Genomic DNA, 15759 nt, shown 5'->3' with positions numbered 1-15759 from the left:
GGCGTACAAAAAATAATATAACATTTATTAAACAGCCGAGGTAGTGTACTTCTTTCTTAGTTGATTTCTTATTATTATTGCCGTTAGATTAAGCACGATTACGATCAATATCAAAAGCAGCGCGGTTGTAAAGACCATCGGTTTTGCAGCCTCCACGTTAGGGGACTGGAAGCCGACGTCGTATATGTGAAAACCCAGATGCATGAACTTTCTCTCGAGGTGCACGTATGGGAAATAGCCGTCTATGGGAAGCTCCGGAGCCAATTTCACGACGCCTGTTATCATTAGCGGAGCCACCTCGCCGGTCGCTCTGGCAATCGCCAGTATAAGCCCTGTAAGTATTGCCGGCATCGCGCTCGGAATAACTATTTTCCATGTGGTTTCGAATTTTGTCGCTCCAAGCGCCAGTGAGCCGTCCCTGATTTCCCTCGGGACGGCGGCAAGCCCCTCTTCGGTCGCTACTATTACAACGGGGACTGTGAGGAGCGCAAGCGTAAGCGATGCCCAGAGTATGCCGCCCGTGCCGAAAGTGGGATTGGGGAGGGCTTCGCTGTAAAAGAGACTGTCTATGGTGCTCCCGAGACCGTAGATGAAAAAGCCCACGGCGAAAACGCCGAATACGATCGAGGGGACGCCCGCCAGGTTGTTGACGCATATTCTGACGAGTCTTACAAGGGTCCCCTGCTTTGCGTATTCCCTCAGATACAGAGCCGCCAGCACGCCGAAGGGAAGAACCACGATGCTCATGATTAACACCATCATGATGGTTCCGAATATGGCGGGGAATACGCCCCCTTCCGTGTTGGCTTCTCTCGGATCCTCGGATACGAATTCCCACATCTTTGATAGGTACAGGGACGCCTTTTCAAGCCAGCTCATGGCGTTGGGTCTGAACGCTCTTACTATGTTTCCCACCGGCATCTCCTTATCCCTTCCGTCGACCGAAGTCATTGTTATCTTGTCTTCATTGAACTCTTTGTAAAGCGCCGATAGCTTTTCTTCCTTCTCCCTATAAATTGCTTCCTGCTCTTCAACCCGGGCCTCAAGTTTGTTGATTTTTTCCCTGTTGTCCCCCTCCTTCGTCCCCAAACCCCGGATTTCGAGCCTGAGGTGCTCAATTTCCCTGTTTATCCCGCCGATCTCACCCTTTTCAATAGCTTTTATCTCTTTATAGATTTTGTTATACTGCGGAAGGAGGGATTCCAGCACGGGCCAGCAATCCTGATTGCCCGCACACTTAACGGTGCCGTTCCCGGTTATCTCTTTTATAAATCCGTACATATTTCCCCATTCCCTTCTCTCGAGAACCACGGAGTATTCGGGGTAGGTTATGTCCTCTATCTCGTCATTGTCGACCCATCTGAAGTCGAGCCCGTAAAGGTCCCTGTTGCCGATCTTGAGCTGAGTCCTCTGTGTGAAAGTATCACTCTCGCCGGAGTAATCCGTCTTAACTTTCTCACGATCGGTGATTTCGCCCAGAAGCTTTCTGCCGTCTTTGAGCCGGACCTGGGCTACGTCGGACGGCCAGAAAAATCCGAGCCCTTTTGCGGCTATGAGATACATGAGCCCCGCTATCATAAGCAGGCTGAACATAAGTGCGACACCTGTAAGCCATATAAAAGGATCGCCGCTCTTCCAGAATTTTTTCATTAATTACAACCTCGGTACATTTCGCAAGTTACAAGATTCATCGGTAATTTATAGCTGTCCGTATTTTTTTCTCAGTCTTTGCCTGACCAGCTCCGCGGCCGTGTTTATGAAAAATGTAAAGAAAAACAAAAGTAACGCGGCCAGGAATAAAACCCTGTACAGAGTTCCCCCGTGCGGTGCTTCGGGTATCTCCACCGCTATGTTTGCCGACAACGCGCGGAAGCCGTTAAACATGCTCCAGTCCATTATCGGAGTGTTTCCCGTTGCCATAAGCACGATCATCGTCTCCCCTATAGCTCTTCCGAGACCAATCATGACCGCAGAGAATATGCCGGGGCTTGCCGTCGGCAGTATGACCCTTATCGCGGTTTGCCAGCGGTTTGCTCCCAGAGCGAGCGAGCCTGCCTGTAAATGCTTCGGCACGCTTGACAGGGCGTCTTCGGAAATAGTGAAGATTATAGGTATTACCGCGAATCCCATGGCAAATCCCACTATCAGGGAATTTCTCTGGTCGTACTGAAGCCCCAATACATTATAAAACCAGGATTTATAGTCGCCGCCGAAGATCGCGTTCTCGACCGGGGTGTTCAGCCATAAGGTAACAATAACTCCCAATACAATAGCGGGAACAAGTAAGAAGAGCTCGGATCCGACCTTGAACCTCCCCCTTATCGCTCTCGGTAAATATTGCCAGATCAATAGGGTAAGCAAGGTAAAAAGTGTGAGGACTATGGGTAGTGTAAAGACTGCCGGTATTATTTTTTCTATGACCGGGGCAAGCCAGAGGCCCGCGAAGAACCCGAGCACAACACTTGGAAGTGCCGCCATTATCTCTATCACGGGCTTTATTGTGTTTCTGAGAGACGGATGCATGAATTGAGAGACGCATATAGCGCCCAGAATCGATAGGGGTATTGCAAAAAAAAGCGCATAAATCGCTCCCTTCAACGTTCCGTAGGCGAGCGGAGTTAAGCTTAATTTAGGCTCGAAGTCATCGGTGCCTCCGGTTGACTGCCATACGTACTCGGGCTCGCTGTAGCCCTCGTACCATACCTTGCCGAACAGGGTTTTGAGGGTTGTCTCGGGGTGGGAATTTTTTACGTTCCAGTTGTAGAGCTTTCCCTCCTTGTCAATAGCTATTATTCCGTTTGCCTTTGGGGTAAAGGCGAGATTCTTAACCTCTGATCCGTCCGTTTTAAATTTTTCAAGCTTTTCGCCGGTGGTCGCATAGTAGAGATTGATATTGCCACCCGTGTCCGAAGCCAGAAATCCCCTGTCCCTTGTCGATGCTATAATCTTCGTTACCGGCAGAGCAAGAGGGGGAAGCTCGCGGATCTTCTTAAACACTCTGCCCCTGACGGGGTCTGAAACCTCGAACCAGACGGAGACATCTCCCGATTCGTTTCCGACTACGAGGGAGCGGTCTCCGATCAGGAATGCGAGGGCCGTAACAGGGGCTCTGATATCCCCGTCGGCATTGAGAACATTCAACAACTCCGGATTATTCTTGTCGCTTGTATCCCAGTGAAATATTTTCCCGTTGTCGGTCCCTATAAACAGATTCTCTAGGTAATAGTCAAGCTCTATAGCGGTAGCTTTACTTCCCTCAAGGCTTTGGGTGAGGTCGGTAGTATCCGGCTTACTCTCCTCCCCTTCATCCTTATCGTCACTTCCCAGCCCTCCGAACAAGGAACCGGATTCTTCGGAAGCGAAGAATAAAAGCTCCCCCGCCGACGTATATACCGCCCCGGCGAAGCTGTCCTCGTCTATATGCTTTTCAAACGCCAACTCTACTATAGAGGAATCGCTCACTTTCAGGAGTTCATCCTGAGTGATATAGGGTGTAATAGTCCTTTTACCATCCTCGAAATCTATTTTGTACTTCGTTTCGAGGGGTAAAATGTATCCGTTATCGGTTCCGAAGCTGTAGAGCTCATTATTAACGGATACGAAGCTTGAAGTAATCCTGTTCCCTTCAAGCCCCGTAAGCGGAACCTTTTTTATTACGCTTCCGTCTTTGAGGGAAAGGAAGTAAACGACTCCGTCATCGGATACCACAAAACCTATTTCCTTGTATTCTTCGGCGCCCGTCGCTAGGAACGGAAACTCTTTAGCTTCAGGGTCCTCCAGGGAATAAGAGGCGAGCTCCGGTGATTCCTTTAAAATGAAGGAGCTTGTGAGCTCGGATTTCACGCCCTGCCACAGTGGTATAGTCTCGATTCCTATGAATACGAGAATGGCGATGATGCTCAGGATTATTCCGATTCCCCCGGTTGTGACGACAAATGTCGCTATACGGTTGACAATCTTCCTCCGTTTGATGCCGGAGGAAGATTGTCCGGGTTCTTTCAGCTTGGTTCTGGGCGTCATAAATTAATAACCCGGATGAGACTGTTTACTCATATTACAAATCATTTTTTGGCTTCGATCATCATCATCTGCTCGGAATCAACTTTAGCCGGTAGCGGCAGGTAGCCGTCCTTGATCACGACTTCCTGGCCTTCCCTGCTGAGTACATATTTCAGGAACTCCCTCCGAAGGGGATCAAGGGCCTCGTTCGGCTTGTTGTTAACGTAGAGCCATAGGTATCTTCCGAGAGGATAAGCCCCGCTGGCAACATTTTCAAGATTCGGAGCGGCGCATTCTCCGGGTTTTTCAGCGAGCTTCACGGCTTTTACGCCTGAAGTTGTGTATCCGATTCCGCTGTAACCGATGGCGGATTTATCCTCGGTAATACCCTGAACGACCGATGCCGAGCCCGGCTGCTCTTTGACGAAGTCTTTGTAGTCGCCCTTGCACAGAGCGTTTTCCTTGAAAAAGCCGTAGGTTCCGGAGGCGGAGTTTCTGCCGTACATGCTTAGCGGCATATCAGCCCAGTTGCCCGTGAGTCCGAGCTGCCCCCAGGTCGTGATGTTTTCAGAGCCCCCGCAAGTTCTGTTTTTGGAAAATATTGCGTCCACCTGCTCTATAGTCAGGCAATCGATAGGGTTGTCCTTGTTCACGAACACCGCAAGCGTATCTATTGCCGTCGCAACCGGGGTAGGCTTGTATCCGAAAGCCTTCTCGAATTCATCCACTTCCTTACTCTTCATAGCACGCGACATCGGTCCGAACTGTGCCGTGCCCTCTATAAGCGCGGGCGGCGCCGTGCTCGATCCCTTACCTTCTATCTGGCATTTAACATTCGGGTAATACTTTGTAAAACCCTCGCACCAGAGAGTCATGAGGTTATTCATGGTGTCTGAACCTACGCTGTTTATATTCCCCGATACTCCGCTTGTTTTGGTATACGTAGGAATGCTGGAATCTACCTTCGCGGGCTCATCCGCGATACCTGTATTTGAAACCAGCGTTAGCATGAAAACAATCATGCCGGCTACTATGCTTATATTTAGAAATTTACTATTACTCATTTTTACTGCCTCCTTTAGGATGTAATCTCGTTAGGAGTAAACCCTAAAATTGTTAAGAACATGTTAAGAAAAGGTTAAACACGAGTTAACCGTTTTGAGCCTCTGTCCGTTTTTTCTTTATCTTTAAAATATATCCTATGAAAATAAGCACTTATAGCAATTTCCTGTGATATATTCGCTCTGCATTGTAATCGCTTTTAGTATTGAAACATATTAAAGAAATACTTGCGGCGGCGCCCTTTTGTCGTGCGTGGTGTAAGTCGGATTTATGAAACACGCACCGCTTACGGGCTATTCTTATGATCTCCTTAACGGGATTCTCTGTCAAAAATCCAAGTTAACTTATGGACTTATTACGGGGGCGGGCGGATTATTGAAGATCACCTCCGAAAATGCTATTATATTTTTTGTCAGATTAACGGCGGAGGAAGAAACAGGGATGGGGTAGCGCATATTAAGTTCAAACATAATTGTTCTTTTAGCTCTGCTGGAGCAGGTTTAAGAACCAGGTTTCTCTTACATCGCTTTTTAGCTTTTAAACTTCCACAAGTACTCAAGAGAGTCAGCTTTAACTATTCTATCATACATTCCACCGAATATTCTTTTGGATTCCTAACTCCTTAACATCGTCTGCGAGCACACACGACGAAAGCAGCAGGAGACCCCAATGATTGAGCGCGAGGTCTTTTTTGTAAACTTTTTAACGATATGAAGGTGAAAGAGCGAAGTTTATAAATTATCTGACACTAATTGTTCCATTAGATTGTCAGAAGGGGGGAGATCAATGAAGTATAAACATAGAAAGGCCGTTCTCGTTCTAACCCGAGCAGTCATAATATTAGTGCTTACGTACGGTATTTCCTACACCACGGATGCTCAGGAACCTACGCCGGGACCCGGGGGATGTAAGGTGATGATTTTTGGAGATCCGTTCATATGCCCGAGTGACGAAGAAGACTACACTGCCAAGAGTTTTGACCTCACCGGAGCAATGAACGAATTAGGCGGAGCAGTGTGTACGTGGGAAAGTATAATAGTACCGCCGGGATTTTCCTTCTCCTCGGCGGGAGCTAAGGCGACAGTGACTACTACGGAGGACGTGGAGATTAACCAGATTCTCGAGGCTAAAGCAACCTGTACGGGGCCGGGAACACGGGAGTGCTCAAAGATGCTTTTTACACAGGTTGTCGATGAGTGCAAGATTAAAATCTGTCTGACGGCTGTGACGGGAAAAGGCGGGACCTCAAATATAAGTAAAATAGAAAATCAGGATTTTCAAGAAGATCTTCTGGAGCAACTGAATGATACACTCGATCAATGTAATATTTCTGTTGAGATTGAAGTGGTGAAAAGCGCCCCGGTATCCGATGACGTTTTCGAGGACGACGGCACTCTGAATAGCAAGAATAGTAATAAATTACTGAAAGAGCTTGAAAAGGAGGGACTCCCGGACTCGAGCGAGTGCGTCAACTTTGTCTTCGTTAAAGGGCTGAAGGACAAAAAGGGAAGAATAGTAAATGGATTGAATTTAGGTAAGAAAAAGCCCCTTCTCATATCTGACAAAGCCTTTGTGTCCGCCGTGTTGACGCCTCATGTAATGGCCCACGAATTTGTACACAATTGCGGCCATAAGGGTTTGACGGATAGTAGCTTTGACCCCGGTGATGTCGGAAGCATGAATGTTTCCTTCAAGATAGAAGACATGCTGATGAACGAGGATATAAACCTATTGAATTTTGACGACCTTATCTCGGACTTCGAATGCTTTGACTTGCGGACATGGTGCTTCAAATTAAATAAAAGCCAAAGCAAATAATGCTGGCACGGTAACATGGCGCTTCGCTTTCAGCCATTGTCTTTTTTTATACGAGATTGCTTCAAAAGCTGTGCTGCCGATTATTATCTCAAGATAAAAGTTAGAAGCCGGTGCGATTCATCGGGTTTTATGTTCTGCGGATTAAAACGGGATTTATCATCGACATTCCGCGTGATTATTTCGCTTGAATATGGAATTAAAATTGTATAGTTTTTACGAGTAGTTCGATAATTTTTTGAACAGGGATATAAATATGCGTACATACATTGCTTTGAGCTCGATACTCGTGATCGCGTTTCTGGTAACGGCTTGCAGATGCGGAATCGGTTAGAGGATACCGCTGACGAACCGGATTTCAAGAACTGTAGAGCTGCTGAAGCTCCGAGCCTCATTAAAACCGGTAATGTTAGGGGTATTCGGGATTGCCCGTAAGCTCATCCCGACTGGCGTGGGAACCGGTGCTTTCACGACGCTTGTGCCGCCGACAAAAATATTCAGAATTAAATTTTCATTGTATAATCCTTTTTAAGCATAAAAATTAATCTTGAAGAAGGATAAAGAGAATGCGCTTGTACCTGACTTTATTTTCGATAGTTCTCGTGACGCTTATGCTCACCGCATGCCAGTGCGATGTAGGATAAAAGCGGTAATCAAGAACCAGTATTGACAAGCTGCCTGTTTAAATCACGGTACATATGATCCTCATAATAATAGGTGTGGCCGGGGCCGGGAAGACTACCGTCGGAAAGCTTTTGGCCGAGAAGCTCGGCTGGAAATTCTATGATGCCGACGACTACCACCCCAAAGAGAACGTGGAGAAGATGAAAAGGGGTGTGTCTTTGACGGACGAGGATAGAAAACCCTGGCTCGAAAGGCTCCGGGGGCTTATCGGGGAGCAGACGGGGTCCGCTGTAATAGCGTGCTCCGCGCTCAAGCAGTCGTACAGGGACTATTTAAGATCGGGTAATAAAGGGGTGAGGTTTATTTATCTCAAGGGAAGTAAAGAATTAATTCGCAAGAGGCTTCAAAACAGGAAAGGACATTTTGCAGGAGCGGGCATTCTCGATGGGCAGTTCGATGCGCTCGAGGAGCCTGATGACGCCCTGACAGAGGATATTTCTAACGACGCCGAGTCTATTGCCGATGATATTATAGGCGCGCTCGGTCTGGGTTGAGATGATAAAAACCTGGGGCTACTTTACGGTTTCTCTTTTTGCCTCGCTAGCTTGTGAAAGAATTTCCAAGAGTGAGCTCCTGTCACCGCTTTTGATAGCGGCCTCTATTTTTTCGAGAGATCCTTTAAACTCTCCGATAGCTTGAAGCACGTTTCCTTTGTTCGCGTTAAATATATCGGCCCACATATCGGGCGAGCTCGCCGCGATCCTGGTGTAATCCCCGAGCCCCCCTCCCGCAAAGTCGAAGAGTGCCTCCGAATTATCGGCGTTGAGTACCGAATCGATTAATGAGTAAGCGACTACATGCGGCAGATGGCTTATGAAACCGAATATGCGGTCATGCGCCAGCATGTCGAGCTCGTGGACCTCGCTGCCCGCGGCTTTCCACAGAGAGGCCACTTTATCCCTGGCCCCTGGATCGGTTTTTGCTGTGGGCGTGAGGATTACTCTTCTACCTCGAAAGAGTCCCCGCTCTCCGGCCATGGCGCCGGAGCGCTCGGTGCCGGCTATAGGATGTCCTCCGACGAAATGGATACCGGAGGGGACTAGGTTCTCCACTTCATTCACAATATCTCCCTTGACGCTTCCGACATCCGTAAGCACCGTGCCCTGAGTAAGTGATGGAATAATTGATTTTGCGACTTCTGTGATTGCTCCCACGCGGACTGCGATTACCACTATCTCCGCATCCGATACACCCTCCTCCGGGTCTGACGAGCCCGTATCGATCATATTGTTTCCGAGCGCATAATCGACGGACTCTCTGTCTGTATCGACGCCGTAAACATTTTCGACCTGCTTTGACTCTTTAAGCGCCCACGCAAGCGAACCCCCGATGAGCCCGAGTCCTATTACGGTTACTTTTTTAAATGGCATATTCTTATTTTTTTAGTACCTTCTTAAGAGATTTTACAAATCTTTTGTTCTCCGCCTCTTGTCCGACAGTGACCCTGAGATGGGTTTTGAGCCCGTAGCCGCCGACCGGTCTCACAATGACGCCTTCTCTGAGAAGCGCGCCGTATGCAGGGATCGGGTCCGAACCCAGATCGATCAGTATGAAGTTCGTGTAGCTGGGCGCGAATGGTATCTCCATTTTCCGGAGCTCCCCGGTCAGGTACGTCAAACCTTCTTTATTAACCTCTTTTGATCTTGCCACATGCTCATCGTCGTCGAGCGCCGCGAGTGCGGCCGCCTGGGCGGGGGAGTTGGTATTGAAGGGATGCCTTACCCTCTGCATGTTTGATATAATCTCCTCCGACGCCGCTCCGTACCCGAGCCTGAGCCCCGCGAGGCCGTATATTTTCGAGAACGTCCTCGTCGTAATAATGGATTTCCCGTTATCGTGGTAATGAAGAGAATCCGGGTAGTGCGGGTCTTCGACGTACTCGAAGTAGGCTTCGTCTATTAAAACCATTATGTCGTCCGGCACCCTGTCCAGAAACCACTCGAGCTCGTCCCTTCTTACCATTGTGCCCGTGGGATTATTGGGATTAGCTATGAAAACGGCTTTTGTCTTCGGGGTAATCCGGGAGCACATATCCGTCAAGTTATGTTTGTAATCCGGCATGGGCGATATAACGGCCTTTGCCCCCACCGCCTGCGTGACTATCGGATAGACGATAAAAGCGTACTCCCCCATCACCGCTTCGTCCCCCGGTTTTAAAAATGTTCTCGCCGCAATGTCGATTACATCGTTAGAGCCGTTTCCGAAGATAAGCATTTCGGGTTTTAAGTTCAGTTTCCCGGCAAGCTTGTGCTTGAGATAAAATGCGTCTCCATCCGGGTAGCGGTTTACATTCCTCAGGGCTGCTTCTATTGCTCGCAGCGCCAGGGGAGAAGGCCCAAGAGGGTTTTCGTTTGACGCTATTTTGACGGCGCCTTTGATTCCAAGCTCCCGTTCAAGCTCTTCTACCGGTTTTCCGGGGACGTATGGGATTAAATCCCTCACATAAGGGTTAGGCTTTATCAATTTTGTTTCCCGGGTGTGGATTTCTGTAAGTTTTTGGCAATAACCGACTCTGCTCGTTTAATAAAGGCTCGACCGAAAAGGAATAATCTATCACCGGGGCGCGTCTCAGGCAATACGGCGCTCTTAATTGACTCCCTTTCGTATTGTGTATATCCCGTCTTTTAACCCCGAAAAGAACTCCGGGATCAGGGGATGATCGACGGGTTTTCGCGTCTTGTCGGGCTCCAGATTCCTTTCCGCAACGTACGTCGTGTGCGTGGCGCCGTCAACGAGCACGTGATACCAGGGCTTGTCCCGCGGGGGTCTCGACCGTGCGACCTTTTCGTACCATTCATCGGTACTGCTGAACACGGGATCAACATCGACTATGACCCCGCGGTAATCGAACATCTTATGATGAATGATCTGTCCTATTGAAAATTTAACGGAATTTTCCATTGTCATTTATCCCCTGTTTGCATGAATACTGATTCTCGCAGTCACCCTTTATTGTATTATGTACGCGCATACGGTTCAAGGATTTCCTGTTTTAAATTGAGAGTTGCACGGCGAATTGATATAATCTTTTCATCCATGTCCGCACATACCCCGATGCTCAAGCAGTATATATCGATCAAAAAGGAATATCCCGACGCAATACTGTTTTTCCGTCTGGGCGATTTCTATGAGATGTTCTACGAGGATGCCAGAATCGCGTCCAAGGTGCTCGGTATTACGCTCACCTCAAGAAATAAATCCGATAAAAATCCGGTCCCCCTCTGCGGGGTCCCTCACCACAGCGCGGAGCCTTATCTGGCCAAGCTGCTAAAAAGCGGACACAAAGTCGCAATCTGCGAGCAGGTCGAGGATCCGAAATCCGCCAAGGGGGTTGTAAAGAGGAAGGTTGTCAGGGTTCTTACACCGGGGGTGATTCTCGATACGGAAAACCTGGATTCGAAATCGAACAACTATCTGGCGAGCGTATATGCGGGAGGCGGGCTTTACGGCTTCGCCTACACTGACATATCGACGGGGCTATTCAGAACCGCCAGTTTTGACTCAGTGGATGAGCTCGTGGACGAAATACTTCAGATTGAGCCCAAGGAAGTACTCATAGAGGGCTCGGCAGATGAGAACAAAAACATACGTCTTTCGATTAAGAATGCGGGAAATCCCCTGATTACGGAGCTTGATTCCTGGATCTGGGACCTGGACAGGGCGAGTGAAATGCTGCTTGAGCAGCTTTCGGTAAAGACCCTTGAGCCTTTCGGTCTGGAGGGCCGCCCCGAGTCTGTAACGGCGTGCGGGGCCATGATCCAGTACCTGAGAGATACTCAGATAGATGATATGCCGCCCTTGGGAGAGCCGGAGTTCTATGAGAAATCCGAATTCTTACTGATAGACGATTCGTCCAAGAAGAACCTCGAACTATTAAAGTCAGCGGCGGGCGGCGACTCGGGTTCTTTACTTTATGTGATTGACGAGACGGTGACCCCCATGGGAGGGAGGATGCTCAAGCACTGGCTCAATTACCCGCTGTTGGATCTTGAGGAAATTGAGGTCAGGCTCGACGCTGTGGAAGAGCTTAAAAACAATCAGGTGATGAGAGCGGAAATAAGGAAAGCCCTGAAGGAGATAAGCGATATTGAAAGACTTATCGGAAGGATATCGACATATTCTGGCAGGCCTAGAGATCTGGGATCTCTTAGAGATTCCTCTCAATACATTACAATGATAAAAGAGGCATCTAGCTCAGCCGGCTCGCGATATCTAGCGAGAATCCGGGAAAATCTCGATGATCTGAGCGATTTGAAGGAGATGCTGGACAGGGCTCTCGTAGAGGAGCCACCGGCAAGCGCACGCGACGGGGGGATCGTTAGGGAGGGGGTGAGCGGTGAGCTGGATGAGCTCAAATCTCTCAGGAGGGACGGGAAAAAATGGATTGCCGAGCTTGAGTCAAGGGAGAGGAAATCGAGCGGGATCAATTCCCTCAAAGTGGGTTACAACAGGGTATTCGGCTACTACATTGAGGTCTCGAAGACGAACCTCCAATCCGTGCCCGAAGGCTACGTGAGAAAGCAGACGCTCTCGAACGCAGAGCGTTATATAACAGAAGAGCTTAAGGAGTATGAGGAAAAAATTCTCGGGGCGGAAGAGAGGATTCTCGAAATCGAGAGGGAGCTTTTCGAAGAGCTCAGAAAAAAGGTGGCGGGCGAGTCCGGGAGGGTGAGGCAAACCGCTTCGCTTATAGCGCAGGTGGATGTTCTTTGCTCTCTTGCCGATGTGGCTGAAAAATACGATTACTTGAGACCAGGGGTTACGGACTCGAAAATAATAGAGCTTAAAAACAGCCGTCACCCTGTCGTTGAGAGAATGGAGCTTGGAGAGAGGTTCGTGCCAAACGACATAAAGCTCGATTCGGACGAGAATCAGTTCCTTATCATCACGGGCCCAAACATGGCGGGGAAATCAACGCTCATACGGCAGGTCGCGCTTACCGTAATAATGGCGCAGATGGGGTGCTTCGTCCCTGCGTCACATGCCAGGATAGGCATCACCGACAGGATATTTACCAGGGTCGGGGCTTCGGACAATCTTGCGAAGGGACACTCGACCTTTATGGTGGAGATGGTGGAGACGGCTTACATTCTGAGGCACGCAACCGAGAAGAGCCTCGTTATACTGGACGAGATAGGGAGGGGGACAAGCACTTTCGACGGTATGAGCATTGCCTGGGCCGTGGCTGAGTTTCTTCACGACAGGGGCGCGCGGGCGCTCTTTGCGACTCACTATCACGAGCTTGCCGAGCTCGCTATGTCGAAGAGGAGGGCGAAGAATTACAATATTTACGTCAAGGACAACGGGGACAAGATCGTATTTCTGAGGAAGCTCATACCGGGGGCGGCGAGCCACAGCTACGGGATTCAGGTCGCAAAGCTCGCGGGGGTGCCCGAGACGGTAATCAAAAGCGCGAAAAGGGTGCTGTCAAACCTGGAGAAGTCTCAGGCGGGCCTCAGAAGCTCAATCATGGGGGGGCAGATTTCACTTTTCGACGAGAGGGAAAAAAATTCCGATATTGAAGAGCACCCGGTTATTGAGGAGATAAAGGCGCTTGATACAAACTCGATGACCCCGCTCGACGCTTTGACCAGGCTTTCGGAATTAAAGAAGATTTTGGAGGATAATTAGTACAATACCTTACGAGTTTAATACGTATATGGACGTTACCGTTCCGGGAATATGCACAACCGGTTTCTATATTAAATGAGCGACTTCCAATAATTCTGGAGAGGAGTCATAACCTCTGATGTGGAAATGTCGTTTAAGTAGGTTTTGCTCTCTTGTTTGTTTCCGCTTTTTATAAGGCTTAGTAAATAAGCCTGCCTGAAGAGGTCGTCCTGAGCGTCGCTACCCCCGACCTTTACAACATCATCAATAACGGGTTCGAGGAAGAGCGCAGCCTGAGTGTAATTGCCTAGGGCGTACGCCCTGCAAGCCTCTAAAAGGGGTATGCCAGTCTTGTTCCATACTTCTCCTTCATGACCGGTTTTTTCCGACGCGCGTTTTTTTATGACAGACATCGAAGCGGCGAGCTCATCTTTTTTCCCCGCTCTTGCAAGGGCGTATGTGTAATGGGCGCTGTTAAAGGGGACATAAAAGTCGCCTGAGTTCTCCAAGGTTATATCGGCGATGGATTTCCACAGTTCATACGGAACCTCAAAACCCGCCATCTCAAGTCTCCACAGGAGCGATATCGCGTCTAAATGCTGTATTACCAGGTAGGGTTTATCTTTCAGAATTTCACTATGTATAAAAGAAAACGCTTTATCATGCTCGAGGTTCTCAAGATACATTAAAGCCAGGTGCCAGTAATTGTGTGATTTAATCGCCTGTCCGCTTCTTTCCCATACATACCGGTAATTCTCAAGCAGCCTTGTGCCGGAAGATATATTCCCCCTCTTTAGAAGGACGTGAGACAAAGTGTGATGCGCCCAGGGATTTATTTCTTCAAGCTCCACCGCCCTTTCGGCGAGGGTAAGAGCCTGTTCATACCGACCGCAGAGCTCTGTGGCGAAGGAATAGCTTGAAAGAAAGTAGCCAGAGTTCTTATTAGGCTCATATATTGACTCCATTGTTTTTAAAAACCTCGGCCCCGAGTACTGCTGACCGAGGAGGTAGTATAAAAATTCGAGAACTTTTGCGGAAACGAGGTCCCTCGGCCACTCCCTGATCAAATTCTCGAGTTTGCGGGACGCTTCCTCTAGCCTGCCTTCGTGCCAGCTCTCAAGTGAGGAGAGAAAGAGCCTTTCCCTGTCATTTGTCTCCTCAGCCGCCGATTTGGCCCGGACGAGATATTTATGAGCTTCCCTGTCAGATTCCTTTGTTTGTCCGTAGAGAAAAAGACAGGCTGCGTATGCTTGAATTAAAGCGCTTTCCGGATAATTTTCCGCGTGAGTCAAGATTTCGGTTACGCCACCGCCCATGGAAAGCAGCTCCGCTCTGAATTTATCCGCCGCTGATATTACCTCCGATGAGCTGGTTGTTATTTCCAAATCATTCGAGTCTTTCAATACACCCCCCCTTGTATCTCCACAGGGTACTGATTTAAAATCTATATCAAATTGCCTGTTTTGGGAAGTGGACAGGCGGGGATAATGTAAATTTGCTATATTAGGCAGAGAAGTTTCGGCGCATAGGCTTCAAACGATGCATTGAATTGTAAGCGAGTTTTTTCTTATGACTAAAAATAACAGGTCTATAGGGAGAAGAGGGGAAGATATAGCATGCAAGTTTCTGAAGAAGGATAAATACAAAATACTGGAGAAGAATTTTGCATGCAGGCAAGGTGAGATTGACATTATCGCCGAGGATAGAAAAGGGGTTCTTTGCTTCGTAGAGGTTAAAGCCAAATCCTCTGAGAACTTCGGCCTTCCGGAGGAAGCGGTGACACCAAGGAAGCAGAGGAATCTACTTGCGGCTGCGTTTAATTATATTGAATCGAAAAAGGTAAAATCAAAAGACATGCGGTTTGATATCGTGTCGGTTGACCTCGTAAACGATAAAACGAGAATTATAAAGAACGCCTTCGAGGTAAGCGTTTGAGCCTTCCTCCCGACTCTTGGCGCGGGCTTCCGGTCTCCGTTGCGGGCTTGTACCGAGTCCGAGTTTTAACCGGTATAATCACCTGAGAATATGTGAAAAAATTTTTATTTTTCCGCTCTTGACACCGAAAGATTCGTGCATATCTTATAATCAGTTTTTTACCTGAAGGGTTTGGGTAATTCTACTATAATTTTCAACTCAGGAGGTTTTTACTATGGGTGTAAGACCAATTCGCGACAAGATATTGATAAAACGGATTGATGCGGCAGAGACAACCAAGGGCGGAATTATCATTCCCGATACAGCGGCGGAAAAGCCCAAGGAGGGGAAAGTGGTCGCTGTCGGAAGCGGTATGCTCATGCCGGATGGTTCTGTAAAACCGCTCGAGGTTAAAGCGGGGCAAAAGGTGCTCTTCGAACAGTACGGCGGCACCGAAATAAGCATCGAGGGAGAGGATTATGTTATCCTAGATGCAAATGGTGTATTGGCAGTTATTGAATCCTAAATCTTATTGGAGGTAACAGAAGCATGGCAGCGAAGGAAATAAAATTCAGCAGGGCGGCGCAGGACGCCGTACTAAAGGGAGTAAACACTCTTGCGAACGCGGTGAAGGCGACGTTGGGGCCAAGAGGGAGGAACGTACTGATAGAGAAG

The 15759-nt window shown here is 48.5% G+C and carries 12 protein-coding genes; 5 read left to right on the top strand and 7 right to left on the bottom strand.

All coding sequences use genetic code 11. From position 1 onward, the window contains the following. Positions 1–27: 27 nt before the first annotated feature. The 3 genes from pstA to RIG61_03860 are packed head-to-tail and all read right to left on the bottom strand — an operon-like array spanning position 28 to position 5021. Positions 28–1650, bottom strand: coding sequence for a phosphate ABC transporter permease PstA (gene pstA, locus RIG61_03870; protein MEQ9618296.1), 1623 nt, complete (start codon positions 1648–1650; stop codon positions 28–30). A 48-nt stretch (positions 1651–1698) separates the two neighbouring features. Next, the gene (locus tag RIG61_03865) at positions 1699–4020 is read right to left on the bottom strand and encodes an ABC transporter permease subunit (GenBank protein MEQ9618295.1); all 2322 of its coding nucleotides are present in this window, start codon (positions 4018–4020) and stop codon (positions 1699–1701) included. A 41-nt stretch (positions 4021–4061) separates the two neighbouring features. Further along, positions 4062–5021, bottom strand: a complete 960-nt coding sequence (locus RIG61_03860) for a phosphate ABC transporter substrate-binding protein (GenBank protein ID MEQ9618294.1) — start codon at positions 5019–5021, stop codon at positions 4062–4064. Positions 5022–5847: 826 nt separating this feature from the next. Between RIG61_03860 and RIG61_03855 the strand changes: the two genes are divergently transcribed. After that, positions 5848–6879, top strand: coding sequence for a hypothetical protein (locus tag RIG61_03855; protein MEQ9618293.1), 1032 nt, complete (start codon positions 5848–5850; stop codon positions 6877–6879). A gap of 695 nt (positions 6880–7574) precedes the next feature. Beyond that, on the top strand, positions 7575–8054 hold the full coding sequence (locus RIG61_03850; GenBank protein MEQ9618292.1) for a gluconokinase: 480 nt from the start codon (positions 7575–7577) through the stop codon (positions 8052–8054). An 18-nt stretch (positions 8055–8072) separates the two neighbouring features. Here the strand turns inward: RIG61_03850 and RIG61_03845 are convergent, their stop codons facing one another. From RIG61_03845 to hspQ, 3 genes are all read right to left on the bottom strand, one after another. Then, entirely contained in the window at positions 8073–8930 is an 858-nt protein-coding gene (locus tag RIG61_03845) for a prephenate dehydrogenase/arogenate dehydrogenase family protein (protein ID MEQ9618291.1), read from the bottom strand. Positions 8931–8934: 4 nt separating this feature from the next. Continuing rightward, on the bottom strand, positions 8935–10023 hold the full coding sequence (gene hisC / locus RIG61_03840; protein MEQ9618290.1) for a histidinol-phosphate transaminase: 1089 nt from the start codon (positions 10021–10023) through the stop codon (positions 8935–8937). Between the two features lie 123 nt (positions 10024–10146). After that, entirely contained in the window at positions 10147–10461 is a 315-nt protein-coding gene (hspQ, locus tag RIG61_03835) for a heat shock protein HspQ (protein MEQ9618289.1), read from the bottom strand. Between the two features lie 135 nt (positions 10462–10596). Between hspQ and mutS the strand changes: the two genes are divergently transcribed. After that, the gene (gene mutS, locus RIG61_03830; protein MEQ9618288.1) at positions 10597–13191 is read left to right on the top strand and encodes a DNA mismatch repair protein MutS; all 2595 of its coding nucleotides are present in this window, start codon (positions 10597–10599) and stop codon (positions 13189–13191) included. Between the two features lie 71 nt (positions 13192–13262). Here mutS and RIG61_03825 read toward each other — a convergent pair whose 3' ends face one another. After that, positions 13263–14573, bottom strand: coding sequence for a tetratricopeptide repeat protein (locus tag RIG61_03825; protein MEQ9618287.1), 1311 nt, complete (start codon positions 14571–14573; stop codon positions 13263–13265). 166 nt (positions 14574–14739) lie between these two features. On the opposite strand from RIG61_03825, the gene RIG61_03820 reads away from it, so the two are divergent. Then, positions 14740–15105 (top strand): YraN family protein, encoded by a 366-nt coding sequence (locus tag RIG61_03820; protein MEQ9618286.1) that lies wholly within the window; start codon positions 14740–14742, stop codon positions 15103–15105. A 214-nt stretch (positions 15106–15319) separates the two neighbouring features. Then, entirely contained in the window at positions 15320–15610 is a 291-nt protein-coding gene (locus RIG61_03815; protein ID MEQ9618285.1) for a co-chaperone GroES, read from the top strand. Positions 15611–15759 lie beyond the last annotated feature (149 nt).

Source organism: Deltaproteobacteria bacterium (assembly GCA_040223695.1).
In the GTDB taxonomy this organism is placed as follows: domain Bacteria; phylum Desulfobacterota_D; class UBA1144; order Nemesobacterales; family UBA2774; genus JAVKFU01.
Note: the sequence above shows the minus strand (reverse complement) of the source record. Positions and strands in the feature narration are given on the sequence as shown.

Excerpts from the sequence above, each read along its gene's own strand:
- RIG61_03865 (MEQ9618295.1), bottom strand. The coding sequence starts at position 4,020 with ATGACGCCCAGAACCAAGCTGAAAGAACCCGGACAATCTTCCTCCGGC.
- RIG61_03860 (MEQ9618294.1), bottom strand. The coding sequence starts at position 5,021 with ATGATTGTTTTCATGCTAACGCTGGTTTCAAATACAGGTATCGCGGAT.
- RIG61_03820 (MEQ9618286.1), top strand. The coding sequence starts at position 14,740 with ATGACTAAAAATAACAGGTCTATAGGGAGAAGAGGGGAAGATATAGCA.
- mutS (MEQ9618288.1), top strand. The coding sequence starts at position 10,597 with ATGTCCGCACATACCCCGATGCTCAAGCAGTATATATCGATCAAAAAG.
- RIG61_03845 (MEQ9618291.1), bottom strand. The coding sequence starts at position 8,930 with ATGCCATTTAAAAAAGTAACCGTAATAGGACTCGGGCTCATCGGGGGT.
- pstA (MEQ9618296.1), bottom strand. The coding sequence starts at position 1,650 with ATGAAAAAATTCTGGAAGAGCGGCGATCCTTTTATATGGCTTACAGGT.
- RIG61_03850 (MEQ9618292.1), top strand. The coding sequence starts at position 7,575 with ATGATCCTCATAATAATAGGTGTGGCCGGGGCCGGGAAGACTACCGTC.
- RIG61_03815 (MEQ9618285.1), top strand. The coding sequence starts at position 15,320 with ATGGGTGTAAGACCAATTCGCGACAAGATATTGATAAAACGGATTGAT.
- RIG61_03855 (MEQ9618293.1), top strand. The coding sequence starts at position 5,848 with ATGAAGTATAAACATAGAAAGGCCGTTCTCGTTCTAACCCGAGCAGTC.
- hspQ (MEQ9618289.1), bottom strand. The coding sequence starts at position 10,461 with ATGGAAAATTCCGTTAAATTTTCAATAGGACAGATCATTCATCATAAG.